The organism is Mycobacterium sp. 1245499.0, assembly GCF_001673615.1.
GTDB lineage: Bacteria > Actinomycetota > Actinomycetes > Mycobacteriales > Mycobacteriaceae > Mycobacterium > Mycobacterium europaeum_A.
This window is the reverse complement of the sequence record NZ_LZMG01000230.1, coordinates 1-15,367: the sequence shown is the minus strand read 5'-3', so window position 1 is coordinate 15,367 and position 15,367 is coordinate 1. Positions and strand designations below refer to the sequence as shown.

The 15,367-nt window shown below is 69.4% G+C and carries 13 protein-coding genes and 1 pseudogene; 1 reads left to right on the top strand and 13 read right to left on the bottom strand.

The window, feature by feature from the left end:
* Positions 1-2: 2 nt before the first annotated feature.
* Positions 3-1,211 carry an FAD-dependent oxidoreductase gene (locus A5646_RS12920; protein ID WP_082976171.1) on the bottom strand — a complete coding sequence of 403 codons (1,209 nt, stop codon included), beginning with the start codon at positions 1,209-1,211 and terminating at the stop codon, positions 3-5.
* A 57-nt stretch (positions 1,212-1,268) separates the two neighbouring features.
* A complete protein-coding gene (locus A5646_RS12915) occupies positions 1,269-2,789 on the bottom strand; it encodes an adenylate/guanylate cyclase domain-containing protein (protein WP_067022002.1) in 1,521 nt (506 codons plus the stop codon).
* A 116-nt stretch (positions 2,790-2,905) separates the two neighbouring features.
* Between A5646_RS12915 and A5646_RS12910 the strand changes: the two genes are divergently transcribed.
* Positions 2,906-3,739, top strand: a complete 834-nt coding sequence (locus A5646_RS12910; protein WP_066866341.1) for a mycofactocin-coupled SDR family oxidoreductase — start codon at positions 2,906-2,908, stop codon at positions 3,737-3,739.
* Between the two features lie 18 nt (positions 3,740-3,757).
* Here A5646_RS12910 and A5646_RS12905 read toward each other — a convergent pair.
* From A5646_RS12905 to A5646_RS12855, 11 genes and pseudogenes are all read right to left on the bottom strand, one after another.
* A pseudogene (locus tag A5646_RS12905) lies at positions 3,758-5,277 on the bottom strand (adenylate/guanylate cyclase domain-containing protein).
* A gap of 97 nt (positions 5,278-5,374) precedes the next feature.
* A complete protein-coding gene (gene groL / locus A5646_RS12900; RefSeq protein WP_066866337.1) occupies positions 5,375-6,994 on the bottom strand; it encodes a chaperonin GroEL in 1,620 nt (539 codons plus the stop codon).
* Between the two features lie 136 nt (positions 6,995-7,130).
* Positions 7,131-7,433 carry a co-chaperone GroES gene (gene groES / locus A5646_RS12895; RefSeq protein ID WP_064950356.1) on the bottom strand — a complete coding sequence of 101 codons (303 nt, stop codon included), beginning with the start codon at positions 7,431-7,433 and terminating at the stop codon, positions 7,131-7,133.
* Between the two features lie 247 nt (positions 7,434-7,680).
* On the bottom strand, positions 7,681-8,706 hold the full coding sequence (tsaD, locus tag A5646_RS12890) for a tRNA (adenosine(37)-N6)-threonylcarbamoyltransferase complex transferase subunit TsaD (RefSeq protein WP_067022000.1): 1,026 nt from the start codon (positions 8,704-8,706) through the stop codon (positions 7,681-7,683).
* The gene (gene rimI, locus A5646_RS12885; RefSeq protein ID WP_067021997.1) at positions 8,703-9,170 is read right to left on the bottom strand and encodes a ribosomal protein S18-alanine N-acetyltransferase; all 468 of its coding nucleotides are present in this window, start codon (positions 9,168-9,170) and stop codon (positions 8,703-8,705) included. Before rimI ends, tsaD begins: the two co-directional genes overlap by 4 nt.
* Positions 9,167-9,790: a tRNA (adenosine(37)-N6)-threonylcarbamoyltransferase complex dimerization subunit type 1 TsaB gene (gene tsaB / locus A5646_RS12880; RefSeq protein ID WP_067021994.1), complete on the bottom strand. Its 624-nt coding sequence runs from the start codon at positions 9,788-9,790 to the stop codon at positions 9,167-9,169. Before tsaB ends, rimI begins: the two co-directional genes overlap by 4 nt.
* The gene (tsaE, locus tag A5646_RS12875; protein ID WP_156765595.1) at positions 9,787-10,293 is read right to left on the bottom strand and encodes a tRNA (adenosine(37)-N6)-threonylcarbamoyltransferase complex ATPase subunit type 1 TsaE; all 507 of its coding nucleotides are present in this window, start codon (positions 10,291-10,293) and stop codon (positions 9,787-9,789) included. The genes tsaB and tsaE overlap by 4 nt, the downstream gene beginning before the upstream one ends.
* Entirely contained in the window at positions 10,286-11,398 is a 1,113-nt protein-coding gene (locus A5646_RS12870; RefSeq protein ID WP_067021992.1) for an alpha/beta fold hydrolase, read from the bottom strand. The genes tsaE and A5646_RS12870 overlap by 8 nt, the downstream gene beginning before the upstream one ends.
* Complete coding sequence (alr, locus tag A5646_RS12865) at positions 11,388-12,554, bottom strand: alanine racemase (protein WP_067022016.1); 1,167 nt, start codon at positions 12,552-12,554, stop codon at positions 11,388-11,390. Before alr ends, A5646_RS12870 begins: the two co-directional genes overlap by 11 nt.
* Positions 12,555-12,597: 43 nt before the next feature.
* Positions 12,598-13,974, bottom strand: coding sequence for a glutamate decarboxylase (locus A5646_RS12860; RefSeq protein WP_156753043.1), 1,377 nt, complete (start codon positions 13,972-13,974; stop codon positions 12,598-12,600).
* 31 nt (positions 13,975-14,005) lie between these two features.
* Positions 14,006-15,367 (bottom strand): bifunctional ADP-dependent NAD(P)H-hydrate dehydratase/NAD(P)H-hydrate epimerase (locus A5646_RS12855; RefSeq protein ID WP_067021990.1); only part of this gene is annotated, 1,362 nt, incomplete at its 5' end.

The following is a 15,367-nucleotide window of genomic DNA, read 5'->3' as shown; positions in this document are numbered from 1 at the left end:
CGCTACCGGGAGTGCACATCCGGCGTGCGGACATGCTCGGGACGAAAACCACGTCCGACGAAAATCGGCGGAATCGCTTGCAGCGGACCCATACCCACGATCTTGGGGACGCGAATCGGGGACAGGTCACCGCTCAAGTTGGGCGCGATCGCCCTGTCCTGCATGAACACCTGAAAAGCCTGGACGATCCGGGTGGGTAGCTCGCGCCGCCGCTGCACTCTCGCGAGGTCTTCGTCGGTCACCCGGCCCTCGCGCAGCGGGGCGCACAGGACGTTGGCCGCGGCCACCGCGTCGGCCACCGCGAGGTTGATGCCGACCCCGCCGGCCGGCGACATGGCGTGCGCCGCGTCGCCGATGCACAGCAGGCCCGTTCGCCACCACGTCTCGAGCCGATCCACCCGCACGTCGAGTTCGCTGGTGTCGTCCCACGAACTCAGGTCGTTGACGTGCTCTCGCAGCCGCGGTTGCGCGGTCGCGATCCGCTCCTTGAACTCCTCGAGGGATCCCTCCCGCGGGTTTGATCCCTTCGGCATCAAATAGGCGATCTGCCAGTAATCGCCCCGGTAGATCATCGCCATCATCAGACCCTTGCGCAGCACCGCGAACAGTTCCTGGGGGTCGCCGGGGCGCCATTTCAGCCGGAACCACAGCACATCCATCGGCGAGTGCGCCGCTGCGGTCTGCAGCCCCGCCGCGGCGCGCACCGCGGACTTGCGTCCATCCGCGGCGATCACCAGCTGGGCGCGCACCTCGAGGTCCGGCGTGCGCACCCCGGCCACCCGGTCGCCTTCGACCATGACGTCGGTGACCTCGGCATTGCGAAGCAAGGTGAATTCGGGGTAGGCAGAAGCCTTTTCGGCGAGGAAGTCGAGGAAGTCCCACTGCGGCATCATGGCGATATAGGGCTGCCGGAAACCGAGCCGCTTGAGCACCTTGAAATTGCCGAAGGTGCGAATGGAGCCGTCGGTGTCGAAGGCGACCCGGTCGATCTTGGTGTGCGGTAGCCGCAGGAACTCGTCGATGAACCCCAGCTCGTCCATGATCCGCAGGGTGGACGGGTGCACGGTGTCGCCGCGGAAGTCGCGCAGGAAGTCGTTGTGCTTCTCCAAGACCACGACCCGGATTCCGGCCCGGGCGAGCAGCAGAGCATGAACCATCCCGGCGGGACCGCCGCCGGCAACACACACCTCGGTCTGCAGCACTTGCGTCATGGGCGGGACTCCTCGTGGAGTGTGGAATACGAGTGCAGACTACGGCATCGACACCGTCTACGACGTCGTCACCGACGCGGGGCCGATGCCGAACACCTGCAGCTCGGCCGACTTTCCCTTCAGGGCGTGAAAACCCCTGTCCGTCAGTCCCATTGGCTGGGACCGCAGCGCGTCGACGGTCTGCTGGGTCAGCAGGATCGCGTCCCCGGTGGTTTTGGTGAGCTGTTCGACGCGGGCGGCGACGTTCACGGCGTCGCCGATGAGCGTGAATTCGAGTTTGCCTCCGCCGCCGATGGTTCCGGCGATCACCTTGCCGGTATTGATCCCGATGCCGATGCGAAGCTCCCCTTCGAATCGCTCGGCCACGCGGCGCTGAATCAGCACAGCGGTATTCACCGCCGCATCGGCATGGTCGGCCAGATCGTTGGGGGCACCGAACACTGCCAGCGCGCCATCACCGAGGAATTTATTCACGTGCCCGCCGGACCCAACCACAGCGGGCACGACGATCTCGAACAAAGCATTGAGCCGGGCGACGGTGTCCTCGGCAGTGTTGGCCTCGGCGAACGGGGTGAAATCGCGGACGTCGACGAACATCACCGTCACGTCGCGGCGCTCCCCGGTGAAGACATCGTCGCCCTGCTGCAATAACCGGGCCGCCAGAATGGGGTCGACGTAGGTCCCGAACGCGCCCTGAAGTCGTTGCCGCTCAGCCAAACCCGCCTGCATGCGATTGAACGACGCCGCCAGCGCCCCGAGGTCGTCGTCCTGGACCACCGGCAGGCGCCGGCTGTAGTCGCCGGCGGCAACGCGTTCGGTTCCCTCGGCGAGGTCGCGAATGGGTCGAAGGGACGGTGCGAAGATGGCGCCGACGCTGACCGGCATGGTGAAGCCGATCAATAGCACGCTCCCGATCCCGATGGCCAGCAGGGGCGCATCGACGACGCGGGCGAACACGATCGCGACTATCGCGGCGGTGACGGCGTTCGTGAACGCGACCGACAGCATGGACACGTTCGCCCAGGCGGCGAAGGTCGGCCGAGAGCGCGGCAGGGAATCACCGATCCCGCTGTCACCGGTGATGGCGGCCCGCACCGGCCGCAGCGCCCCTTCCACGTAGCTGTGCACGGAGGCCAGCTGGGCGACGCCTCCGATGACGGCGCCCAGCACCGCGAACTGCACCAGCCGCGACCCGCTCGCCCCGGCGATCACACCGACACCGCCGAACAGCAGCGCGGCCCAGACCGCGGTGACACCCACGGCCCGGGCGGCGCACCCGCGCGCGAAGACATAGGTCTGCTCCAGCGCCCTGGCCGCGTCGACCTCGCGGCCGGCCGCCCACCGCTCGGCAAGGCGCAGGCGGCCTAGGCCGGGAAGTACCACCAGATACTGCAGCACCAGCATGCCGACCAGGGTGACCGCGGCCGCCTCGACGTAGTGATCCGACTTCTGGAACGCGACAACGACAAACGACCATCCGAGGAAGGTCGGCGCCCCCAGGACGACGGTGATCGCGAAGGCCACCCACGTATACCTCGCGCCGTGCCGATCCCACGCCCACTGCCAGATGCGGTCCATGCCGCGAAAGTAAACGCCGAGATGCCGCCGAGCATGAGCAAAAGCGAGTAATCGATTACCCGATCAAACCCGAGCCGCTCGGCGGATACTCGGCTCACAACCGAAGGGAGAGCGTCATGTCGAAGCAATTCGATGGGAAGGTCGCGTTCATCACCGGCGCCGCCCGTGGGCAAGGTCGGTCGCATGCGGTGCGGTTCGCCGAGGAGGGTGCCGACATCATCGCCGTCGATCTCTGCGGTCAGATCGACAGTGTCGCCTACCCGATGACCACCCCAGAGGATCTCGACGAGACCGTCAACCTGGTCGAAAAGACCGGCCGCCGGATCGTCGCAGCGCAGGGCGACGTCCGCGATTTCCAGGTGCTACGAACCGCGGTCGCCAACGGCCTGGCCGAGTTCGGCAGAATCGATTTCGTACTCGCCAACGCCGGGATCCTGCCGGGGGTCGGCGAACAGCGCCATGACATCGCTGCCTTCGTCGATTCGGTCAGTGTGATGCTCAACGGCGTGTACTACACGGTCGAGGCGGCCCTGCCCGGGATGCTCGACCATGGCGAGGGCGGGGCCATCGTGATCACGAGCTCGACCGCTGGGTTGAACAGCCTTTGCCCGACGTTCAGTAGCCGCAGCCACGGCTTGGCCGGCTACCACGCAGCAAAACACGGCGTTGTCGGCCTGATGAGGTACTACGCAACCTCCCTGGCGGAGAAAAACATTCGCGTCAACACGGTGCATCCGACCGGGGTCGCGACGCCGATGATCGTCAACGAACCTTTTGCCCAATTGATGGCCGAGCATCCCGAAGGTGCATCCGCGTTGCAGGCGCCGCTGCCGGTAGAGCTCATCGAAGCCGCGGATGTGAGCGAGGCGATGGTCTACCTCTGTGGCCGCTCGGGCCGCTATATCACCGGAGTCACGTTGCCGGTGGACGGCGGGATTTCGGTGAAGTAGTGCGCGGCACCACCGCCTTCACTCGACGCGACGAACCGCTGTATCGAGCCCGAAGACGTTGACCGCGGCTGACTTGCCTTTCAATTCGTGGGATCCCCGGTCGACGAGTCCGGCCGGTCGAGAAGCCAAGGCGTCGACGGTCTGCTGGGTCAACAGGATCGCGTCCCCGGTGGTTTTCGTGAGCTGTTCGACGCGGGCGGCGACGTTCACGGCGTCACCGATGAGCGTGAATTCGAGTTTGCCTCCGCCGCCGATGGTTCCGGCGATCACCGCACCGGTGTTGATCCCGATGCCGACCCGCACTGCTCCGCCGAATCGTTCGGCTACCAAGTGCTGAATGCGCAACGCCGCGCTCGCCGCCGCGTCGGCATGATCGGCAAGATCGTTAGGGGCGTTGAAGACGGCCAGCGCGCCGTCGCCGAGGAACTTGTTGACATGGCCACCGGCATCGACCACCGCAGGCACCACGATCTCGAACAAAGCATTGAGCCGGGCGACGGTGTCCTCGGCAGTGTTGGCCTCGGCGAACGGGGTGAAATCGCGGACGTCGACGAACATCACTGTCACCTCGCGGCGCTCGCCGGTGAAGACGTCGTCACCTTGCTCGAGCAGTCGCGCGGCTAGAGCCGGGTCGACATAGGTCCCGAACGCGCCCTGAAGTCGTTGCCGCTCAGCCAATCCCGCCTGCATGCGGTTGAACGACGCGGCCAACGCGCCAAGGTCGTCGTCCTGAACCACTGGCAGGCGCCGGCTGTAGTCGCCCGCCGCAACCCGTTTCGTCCCTTCGGCCAGGTCGCGAATCGGCCGCAGCGAAGGCGCGAACACCGCGGCGACGGTGATAGGTACCGCGAAGCAGAGGATCATCCCGGCCGCGATCAGGAGGTAAAGCAGCGGAAACGTCCAGCTCGCTCGAAAACCACCGCCAGCAGCGCACTTGAGAGGGCGAACGTGAACGCGACGCCGAGCATGGAGACGTTCACCCACGCCGCAAAGCTCGGATGAGACCGAGGCAGGGAGTCGCCGATTGCAGTGCTATCAGCGATAGCAGACCTGGCCGGCCGCAGCGCCGCTTCCACGAAGCTGTGCACACCGATGAGCTGGATGCCCGTTCCCATTGCGGCGCCCATGATCCCGTATTGGACCAGCCGCCACCCCGACGCCCCGGCGATCCCAGCCACGACGACCAAGAGCAGGGCAGCCCAGACAGCGGTGACCACCACGGCTCGGGCAATTGTCCGCCGGCCCCACCTGTAGGTGGAGTGCAATGCCCGCGCCCGATCAACATCCCGGCCGGCCGCCCAACGGTCCACGACACCACTGCCGCCCCGGCCAGGAAGCACGAGCATGTACACCAGCACCAACCCGGCGACAATGTTCACGGTGACGGTCTCGACGTAGTGGCCAGATCCTTCCAGAGCGACAACACAGAACGACGGAAGAAGGAAGATCGGCAGGGTCAGGGCGTAGAGGACCGCGCCAATCGCCCACGAGTATCTCGCCTTATACCGATCCCACGCCCACTGCCAGATGCGGTCCATGCCGCGACCGTAGACGCTCAACCGCGGCTCGTGGGCGCGGTCAGCTAACAAACAAGCGCCCCCGGCCATGCAACCGGGGGCGCTTGTCGTCGTTCACTCAGTGGTGGTGGTGATGACCGTGGCCATGGTCGTCGGCCTCCTCGGCCGGCTTGTCGACGACCGCCGTCTCGGTGGTCAGGACCATCCGGGCCACCGACGCGGCATTGAGCACCGCCGAGCGGGTGACCTTGACCGGGTCGATGACGCCGTCGGCGATCAGGTCGCCGTAGGTCAGCTTGTCCGCGTTCAGGCCGTGGCCGTTGGGCAGCTCGGTCACCTTGTGCACCGCGACCGCGCCGTCGAGCCCGGCGTTGGTGGCGATCCAGTACAGCGGCGCCGCCAGCGCCTCGGAGAAGACGCCGACACCCAGTGCCTGGTCGCCGCTCAGCGATGCGCGCAGCGTCTCCAGCGCCTTGCGGGTCTGCAGCAGCGCCGAGCCGCCACCGGCGACAATGCCTTCCTCGACAGCGGCTTTCGCGGCCGCGACGGCGTCCTCGACGCTTTCCTTGCGTTCCTTGAGCGCCGTCTCGGTGGCCGCTCCCACCTGGATCACCGCCACACCGCCGGCCAGCTTGGCCAGCCGCTCCTGCAGCTTCTCGCGGTCCCAGTCGGAGTCGCTCGCCTCAATCTCGGCGCGCAGCTGCTTGATGCGGTTTGCCACCGCATCCTTGGTGCCGCCGCCGTCGACGATGACGGTGTCGTCCTTGCTGACCACCACGCGGCGGGCCGAGCCCAGCACGTCCGTGCCGACCTCGCGCAGCAACAGGCCCGCGTCCGGGTTGATCACCTGGCCGCCGGTCACGATCGCCAGGTCCTCCAGGAACGCCTTGCGGCGGTCGCCGAAGAACGGCGCCTTGACCGCGACTGCCTTCAGCGTCTTGCGGATGGAGTTGACGACCAGGGTGGCCAGCGCCTCGCCCTCGATGTCCTCGGCGATGATCAACAGCGGCTTGCCCGATTCGGCGACCTTCTCCAGCATCGGCAGCAGGTCGGGCAGCGAACTGATCTTGTCCTGGTGCAACAGGATCACCGGGTCGTCCAGCACGGCCTGCTGGGAGTCGAAGTCGGTGACGAAATACGCCGACAGGAAGCCCTTGTCGAAACCGACGCCCTCGGTGAACTCGAGCTCGGTGCTCAGCGTCGAGGATTCTTCGACGCTGACCACGCCGTCGGTGCCGACCTTGGTCATCGCCTCACCGACCAGCTCACCCAGCAGCTGGTCGCGCGAGGACACGGTCGCCACCTGCGCGATCGCGTCCTTGCCGGAGACCGGGGTGGCCGCGGACAGCAGCGCCTCGGACACCGCGTCGGCGGCCTTGCTGATCCCCGCCCCCAACTCGATGGGGTTGGCGCCGGCCGCGACCAGCCGCAGGCCGCCCTTGACCAGCGCCTGCGCCAGCACGGTCGCCGTCGTGGTGCCGTCGCCGGCGACGTCGTTGGTCTTGGTGGCCACCGACTTCACCAGCTGGGCGCCCAGGTTCTCGAACGGGTCTTCCAGGTCGATCTCACGCGCGACGGTCACACCGTCGTTGGTGACCGCCGGGCCACCGAATGCCTTGGCCAGCACCACATGCCGGCCGCGCGGCCCGAGCGTCACCCGTACCGCGTCGGCGAGCGTGTTCACGCCCGCCTCGATGGCGCGACGCGCGGTCTCGTCGTACTCAATGATCTTGCTCATCAGGCTCCTTGTTTGAATGGTGGCGACCCGCTTCGCCCGGCTTCGCCGCGCTTGCGATCGCCACTAGCCCCAAACGCATGCCGCCCCGGAAATCACCCGCGCGGGACGCGGGGATCGCCGGGGCGGAACACGGTTCTTACTTGGAGACGACAGCCAGCACGTCGCGTGCCGACAGGATCAGGTACTCCTCGCCGCCGTACTTGATCTCGGTGCCGCCGTACTTGCTGTAGATGACGGTGTCGCCTTCCGAGACGTCCAGCGGGATGCGCTTCGCGCCGTCTTCGTCCCACCGGCCGGGGCCGACTGCGACGACGGTGCCTTCCTGCGGCTTCTCCTTGGCGGTGTCAGGAATGACCAGACCAGACGCGGTCGTGGTCTCGGCCTCGTTGGCCTGCACGAGAATCTTGTCCTCGAGTGGCTTGATATTCACCTTCGCCACGATTGGAGCCTCCACTGTTGGGTCGGGTCCGGGACGCGCCCGGACCGGAGTTGACGGCCGGCACGGGTTGAGCCCGCACCTTCCGAGTTATCAGGTGTTCGGCATTCGTCCGCGCCCGAGCGCCGTCGTCGCGGGTGCCGACACAGGGCTTGGCCGATTGCCACCTAGCACTCTATACATGCGAGTGCTAGCACTCAAGGGCCCCCCGCTGCTTCTCCAGCGTCGGCGTGTCCGCGCTCAGCGAACATCAACTCACCTGCGCTTTCACCACGGGCAGCCCCGGGTCGCTGGGCACGTCCAGCGCCGACGGCGGCACCCCCGCGGCGACCAGATGCGCCGCGAACGACGCGATCATCGCCCCGTTGTCGGTGCACAGCCGGGGCCTGGGGATGCGCAGCGTCAGGCCCGCCTCGGCGCAGCGCCGCTCCGCCAACTCGCGCAGCCGAGAATTGGCGGCCACCCCGCCGGCGATCAGCAGGGTCCGCACGCCCAGCCCGGTGGCGGCGCGCACGGCCTTTTTGGTGAGCACGTCGGCGACGGCCTCCTGAAAGCCGGCCGCGATGTCGGCGTTCACCGCGTCGGGGTGGCTTTCCAGGTAGCGCGCGACGGCCGTCTTGAGGCCGGAAAAGCTGAACGCGTAGGGGTCGTCACGCGGCCCGGTCATGCCGCGCGGGAAGGCGATCGCGTCGCGATCACCCGTGCGGGCCAGCTCGTCGAGCACCCTGCCGCCCGGGTAGCCGAGCCCCAGCAACCTCGCCACCTTGTCGTAGGCCTCGCCGGCGGCGTCGTCGACGGTGCTGCCCAGCTCGACGATCGGCTCGCCGAGCGAACGCACGTGCAGCAGGTGGGTGTGGCCGCCGGAGACCAGCAGCGCCACGCACTCGGGCAGCGGCCCGTGCTCGTAGACGTCGGCGGCCAGATGCCCGCCCAGGTGGTTCACCGCATAGAAGGGCACCCCCCAGGCCGCCGAATAGGCTTTGGCCGCAGCGACTCCCACCAGCAGGGCGCCGGCCAGCCCGGGCCCGATGGTGGCCGCGACGACGTCGGGCCTGTCCAGCCCGGCGGTCGACAACGCGCGGCGCATGGCCGGTCCCAGCGCCTCCAGATGCGCGCGCGAGGCGATCTCGGGCACCACGCCGCCGAACCGCACGTGTTCGTCGACGCTGGAGGCCACCTCGTCGGCCAGCAGCGTCACGGTGCCGTCGGGGTCCAGCCGGGCGATGCCGACTCCCGTTTCGTCGCACGAGGTTTCGATCGCGAGGATGTGTGTCATCGGGCCTCCCGCCGCATCGTGTACGCGTCCGCGCCGCTGACCCGGTAATAGCGGCGGCGCAGGCCGATCTGCTCGAACCCGACGCTGGTGTACAGCCCGATGGCGGCCTGGTTGTCGGTGCGGACCTCCAGGTACACCGCGCCGCCGTCGGCGAACCTCAGCAGCTCGTCGAGCAGCCGGCGGCCGATGCCCCGGCCCTGGTACGCCGGATCCACGCCAATGGTGTGCACCTCGTATTCGTAGGGCGGGGTGCGGCCCAATCGCGAGATGCCGGCGTAGCCGACCAGCGTCTCGCCCACCCGCGCGCCCACGTAATGGTTGTGGGCACTGGCCAATTCGCGATGGAATGCCGCCGCGGGCCACGGGTCGTCGCCGTCGAAGAGCTGCGCCTCCAGCTCGGCGCAGCGCTGGGCGTCGGCCCGGGTCAGGCCGCCGAGGGTCGCGGGCTCGCTGTGGGCGGTCATCGCCGCGTGGCCAACGGTTTGGCGTCGGGCCGACGCAGGTACAGGGCCATCAGCGGCTCGGGGTCGACGGACCAATCGGCCACCGCCGCAACCAGTCCGGCCGGTGTCGGGCAGCTCGGTTCACCCACCGGCAAGCCGAACAGGGCGGCGTGTTCGGGTGAGCCGGCGACGGCCGCCGCGGCACCCGGGTCGACGTCGGCCGGCGCGTTGACGGCCGGGCCGTGGGTGCGCACGCCGTCGCGGTAGCGGGCCCAATAGACCTCGCGGCGGCGGGCGTCGGTCACCACCAAGGCGTCCCCGGTGGTCCGCACGCCGATCGCGTCCAGGCTGCACACGCCGCGCACGGGGATGCCGAGTGCGTGCCCGTAGGCGGCGGCGGTGGCCATGCCCGCGCGCAGGCCGGTGAACGGGCCCGGTCCGCAGCCCACCACGACGGCGCCCAGGTCGGCCATCGTCAGCCCCGAATCGGCCAGGGCAGCAAGGACATTCGGGGTGAGGCGTTCGGCGTGGGCCCGGGCGTCGACGGTGACCCGCTCGGCGAGCACGCACAGGTCGTCGCGCCGCACCAGGCCGGCCGTCACCGCCGGGGTCGAGGTGTCGAGGGCAAGGACGATCGTCATGACTCGCCCCCGTTGTCGGCGTTGTCGGCGTTGTCGGCCCACCGCCAGGTCGCGATCCGCACGTCGGATCCGGTGACGCGCTCGAGCCGGATGTCCAGATGCCGCTCGGCGAGCCGCTCGACCAGGCCCTCGCCCCATTCCACCACCACGACAGCGTCGTCGAGATCGCTGTCCAAGTCCAGCGAATCGAGCTCGGCGAGCAGATCGGCGCCCTGATTGTCGGTGTGGTCGAGCAGCCGGTACATGTCGACGTGAATCATGGTCGGGGCGCCCGCGCGCCGCGGCGGATGCACGCGTGCCAGCACGTAGGACGGCGAGGTCACCGGCCCGTCGACATCCATCGCCGCCGCAATCCCCTTGGCCAGCACGGTCTTTCCCGCCCCGAGCGGACCCGAGAGCACCACCACGTCCCCCGCCCGCAGGTGTTGCGCCAGCCGCGAGCCCAGCGCCATGGTGTCCTCGACCCGGTCACAGGTCGCGGTGCCGCCGTCGAGTTCAGCCACGGCGCCGCAACCTTTCTCGCATCCGCCGCATGCGCAGCGCCGCCTTGCCCGGGGTGGCCCGCCGGACCAGTCGGACCAGCCCGCCGTTGATGGCGTCGGGCTTGTCCAGCAGCGCCAGGTGGCTCGCGCCGACGACGATGACCAGCTCGGACTGCGGCAGGCTGGCGGCCATCTTGCGCGAATATTCATCGGGGGTGAGCAGGTCGTGGTCGCCGCACGCGATCAGCGTCGGGACCCGCAGCAGCGTCCACAGCCCGGCGGTCTCGTCGTGCTTTTCCAGCGCGTCCAGAAAGCCGACCATGGTGGGGATCGGGGTGCTGTTCATCATCCGCTGCGAGAACGCGTCCAGGCTGCGGCTGACCTGCAGGTCGCTGTAGGAGGCGGCCCGCAGCACCGGGCCGATCAACGACCGGGAGACGTTGCGCCCCCTGTGCATCAGCTTCGGCGCGGACCGCGCGGCGACCCGAACCGCTTCCAGCGCAGGGTTTTTCAGGATCTCGCCCAGCGGTGACCTGGACACCCCTTCGGCCGCGGACGAAATCAGCGCGGCGCCCACGATGCGGCGTCCGTATTGCTCGGGGAACTGGCGGGCGTGGGACAACACCGTCATGCCGCCCATCGAGTGGCCCACCAGCACGATCATTCCGCGCGGTGCCACCACGTTCAGCACGGTTTGCAGGTCCCTGCCGAGTTGGGTCAGCGTGTAGGTCTCGGGGTCGGCCTCGCCGGACCTGCCGTGGCCGCGCTGGTCGTAGAACACCATCCGGACGTCGGGGCCCAACTGCTCGGGCAACCGGGTGCGCTGAAAATGAAACGCGCCCATCTGCAGGCAGAACCCATGGACGAAGACCAGCGTCAACGGCGCATCGGCCGGGCCGGTATCGCGCACCGCCAGCGGAATCCCGTCGGGCGTGGTCACCACCAGGCCGGCGTCGTCCTCGAGCCGGTTGAAATCCTCGTTCGCATATGGGTCTTCGACCGTGGCGCGCTGGGTCATCGACCGGCGGGCCGAGGCGCCGATGATGGTGGCCACGGCGGTTACCCCCGCGCCTCCCGCAAGCCAGGCCCTGCCCTTGCGGCGCCTGCGGGGTTCCTCAGGACTCAACGGTTCGCGCCTCGCGGTAGGTCCTGGTGATCCGCCCGCGGGGGCTGGTCACGACTTCGTAGTGGATGGTGCCGAGCAGGTCGGCCCAGTCCTGCGCGGTGGGCTCGCCGCTCGCGCCGGACCCGAACAGGATCGCCTCGTCGCCTTCGGCCACGTCGATGCGCCCCGGGCCGAGGTCGACGACGAACTGGTCCATGCAGATCCGCCCGACGCCCGGGCGCCGGCTGCCGTTGATCAACACCTCGAGCCGGCCGCCCAGCGACCGGAAGATGCCGTCGGCGTAACCGACCGGCAGCAGCGCGAGGTTGGTGTCGCGCTGCGCGGTCCAGGTGTGGCCGTAGGACACGCTCTCCCCCGCGCGGATCGACTTCACCAGCGCCACAGAGCATTTCACCGTCATCGCCGGCACCAGACCCATGTCGCCACGCTCGGGCACCGGGCTCAGCCCGTAGATCGCGATGCCGGGGCGCACCATGTCGAAGGCCAGGTCGGGACGAGACATGGTGGCCGACGAGTTCGACAGGTGCGCCACGTCGAACCGCACGCCCTGATCGCGCGCCTGGGCCAGCAAGGCGGCGAAACGTTGGGCCTGAAGGTTGTTCACGGGGTTGGCGGGCTCATCGGCGTAGACCATGTGCGACATCAGGCCCCGCAGCACGACTGCCTCCTCGGCGACGGCCCGGCGCAGCGCGGTCAGCAGCGCGGGGTATTGCGCGGGCGGCACCCCATTGCGGTTCAGTCCGGTGTCCACCTTGACGGTGACGGTCGCGGTCCGTCCGGTGCGGCGCGCCGCGTCCACCAGGTCGTCGAGCTGGCGCTCCGAGGACACGGCGATCTGCACGTCGGCCAGCAGCGCGGGGCCGAAGTCGATGCCGGGCGGGTGCAACCAGGCCAGCACGGGCGCGGTGATGCCGTCCGCGCGCAGCGCCAGGGCCTCGGCGATGGTGGCGACGCCCAATTCGGCCGCCCCCGCGGCCAGCGCGGCGCGCGCCGTCTGGGCGGCCCCGTGGCCGTAGCCGTCGGCCTTGACCACCGCCATCACCTGCGCGCCGCCGGCCTGCTCGCACAGCAGCCGCACGTTGTGCTCAATCGCGCCCAGGTCCACCAGGGCCTCGGCGAGGACGCCCGGGGTCAGGGATATCGGCGTTGCGGACACGGCAGCCATTGTCCCAGAGCGCTCGGCGCCTCCGGACCAACCGTCAGTGCGCGAAGTGCTCGGCGCGGTAGTGCCCGCCCGGCTTGAGCTTGTCGAGGCTGGCCAGCGCGGTGCGGGCGTCGTCGTGCAGGGCCCGGGCCAGGTCGGCGGACAGGCCCTCGCGCACCACGATGCGCAGCACCGAGATGTCGGTGGCGTTGTCGGGCATGGTGTAGGCCGGCACCTGCCAGCCGTAGCCGCGCAGCTCGTGGGAGACGTCGAACTCGGTGTAGCCCAGCCCGCGGGCGAGCCGGAAGCTGACCACCGGGATCGCCGAACCGTCGGAGATCAGCTCACAGTGCTCGCCGGTGCGCAGCTGCTCGCCCAGCCAGCGTGCGGTCGACGACAGCGTCTGCATCACCTGCGTGTAGCCCTCGCGTCCCAGCCGCAGGAAGTTGTAGTACTGGCCGACCACCTGGTTGCCGGGCCGGGAGAAGTTCAGCGTGAAGGTCGGCATGTCGCCGCCCAGGTAGTTGACGTGGAACACCAGGTCCTCGGGCAGGTACTCCTTGCTGCGCCACACCACGAACCCGACGCCGGGGTAGGTCAGCCCGTACTTGTGGCCGCTGACGTTGATCGACACCACCCGCGGCAGCCGGAAGTCCCACTTGAGCTCGGGGTGCAGGAACGGCACGACGAATCCGCCGCTGGCCGCGTCGACATGCACGGGGACGTCGACTCCCCCGCCGGCGGCCAGCTTGTCCAGGGCCGCGCAGATCTCGGCGATGGGTTCCAGCTCCCCGGTGTAGGTGGTGCCCAGGATCGCCACCACCCCGATGGTGTCCTCGTCGACGGCGTCGACGACCTGCTCGGGGGTGATGACGTAGCGCCCCTCCTCCATCGGCAGGTAGCGCGGTTCGACGTCGAAGTAGCGGCAGAACTTCTCCCAGACCACCTGGACGTTGGAGCCCATCACCAGGTTCGGGGTGCGGCCCTTCCAGTCCCCCCCTTTTTTCCGGCCCACCTTCTCGCGCCACCGCCACTTCATCGCCAGACCGCCGAGCATCACGGCCTCGCTGGAACCGATCGTCGACACCCCGGTGGCGCTGGACGGGTCGTCGTCGCGCAGCCCGTCGGCGTGGAACAGGTCGGCCACCATGCACACGCAGCGCTGCTCGATGGCCGCGGTCGCCGGGTATTCGTCCTTGTCGATCATGTTCTTGTCGAACGTCTCGGCCATCAGCTTGCCGGCCTCGGGATCCATCCAGGTCGTCACGAAGGTGGCCAGGTTGAGCCGGGAGCTGCCGTCGAGCATCAGCTCGTCGTGGATGAAGCGGTAGGCAGCCTCGGGATCCATCGACTCGTCGGGCATCCGCAGCGCCGGCACCGGCGCGGTGAACAGGCGGCCGGTGTAGGCGGGCGCGATCGAGTGGGCGGGCATGGACGGGTGTTGGGGCACGACGAGATCCTCTCTATAGGGCGGCCAGGGCGGCTCGGATGTGCGGCACGATGCGCGAGGCCGAGGTGGGGGCCTCGCCGGGGCCGGGGTCGGCGGCCGAGCACGCTGCCGCGCGCGCGTGCACGAAGGCCGCGGCGGCGGCCGCCTCGACCGCCGGCAGGCCCGCGGCCAGCAGCGCGCCGATCATGCCGGACAACACGTCACCGGAGCCGGCGGTGGACGCCCAGGACTGCCCGGCCGGATTGAGGTAGACCGGGCCGCCCGGGTCGGCGATGACGGTGACGTTGCCCTTGAGCAGCACCGTGGCGCCGAACGCGTCGGCCAGCTTGCGGCACGCGCCCACCCGGTCATCCCCCGGCGGGTTACCCGCCAGCCGGGCGAATTCACCCGCGTGCGGGGTCAGCACCGTCGGCGCGGTGCGGTTGGCCACCAACTCGGGGTGCGCGGCCAGGATGGTCAGCCCGTCGGCATCCACGATCACCGGCAGGTCGGTTTCCAGCGCGAACCACAGCGCCGCGGCCCCGACGTCGTCGGTGCCCAGTCCCGGGCCGACGACCCAGGACTGCACCCGGCCGGCCGAGGCGGGGGTGGGCGAGGCAATCACCTCCGGCCAGTGCGCGAGCACCTCGCGGTGCGCGCTGCCGGCGTAGCGGACCATGCCGGAGGTGGCGGCGACGGCGGCGCCGGTGCACAGCACGGCGGCGCCCGGATAGGTCGACGAGCCGGCCATCACGCCGGTGACGCCCTGCGAGTACTTGTCGTCGTGGGGCCCGGGCACCGGCCAGCGGGCGGCCACGTCGGGGGCCTCGAACCCCAGCACGTCGGTCTCGGGCAGGCTCAGCCCGATGTCGATCAGCCGGACCCGCCCGCAATCAGCCAGCGCGTGCACGGGTTTGAGGCCGCCGAAGGTGACGGTCAGCACGGCGCGCACGGCGGGGCCGGTGATCGCGCCGGTCGCCGCGTCGATGCCGCTGGGGATGTCGACGGCGATCACCGGGATTCGGGCATCGTTGACGGCGGCGAACACCTCGGCCGCGGCGGGCCGCAGCGCTCCGGAGCCGGAGATGCCCACCACGCCGTCGATGACGAGATCGGTTGTCGGCGAGACGCTTTCGACGACGCGACCGCCGGCCTTTCGGAACGCCGCCAGGCCTTTGCGGTGGGTGCGCTCCGGGTTGAGCAGGATCGCGTCGGCGGCCGCGCCGCGACGGCACAGGAAGGTGGCCGCCCACAACGCGTCTCCGCCGTTGTCTCCGGAGCCGACGACCGCGCACACACGTCGCCCGGTTACCCCGCCGGTGCGCGCCGCTAACTCGCCGATGATCTCGGTGGCCAGCCCGTAGGCCGCGCGTCGCATCAAAGCGCCGTCGGGCAG